Annotated in this window: 1 protein-coding gene; it reads left to right on the forward strand. The window is 46.1% G+C overall.

What is annotated here, in order from left to right; genetic code table 11:
* A partial coding sequence (locus OKC40_RS22930; RefSeq protein ID WP_270797074.1) for a hypothetical protein occupies positions 1-315 on the forward strand: 315 nt, incomplete at its 5' end.
* Between the last annotated feature and the right edge of the window lie 190 nt (positions 316-505).

Raw genomic sequence — 505 nt, forward strand, 5'->3', positions numbered from 1 at the left:
CGGGATGACGTGAGCGCGTTAAGGATCAGGGTGTTCACGTTGGCCGGAATGGCTGTTCAACTTCGCCGGAATACGCACGAAGCTTTTTTAGCATTCCTGAAGCAAGAGAAGCTTGTTGCAATCTGGGCTCTGGCAGGTGAAAAAAACGTGTATGGTGGAAACCATAACGATGGTTTTGGGGGCCGATGGACGTTCACTCGCATTTTCCATTCTCATGGCGACGAGATAATTGCTTTGGAGCGTTATCAAAGTTTCGACGCGCCCAGCCCAAGTCAACTTGCCGCACTAAAACAAACAGCAGAAAGCTATGCCTAAGTGCATTAAATTACTCCAAAAATGAAGTAGCCAGAGCAACCTTTGCTGTGGTTATTTTGCCACGGGTATGTTGTGGATTGCACAGCTTCCCTTGCTCAGTCAATGAGATCATGCGGCATGAACTAAGCCATAACAGCTAAGCTATTGAAAATAAAGGCACCATCATTTTATTGATAGTGCCTTTTTCGTT

Source organism: Aeromonas sp. QDB11, assembly GCF_027705265.1.
GTDB classification, from domain to species: Bacteria; Pseudomonadota; Gammaproteobacteria; order Enterobacterales; family Aeromonadaceae; genus Aeromonas; species Aeromonas allosaccharophila.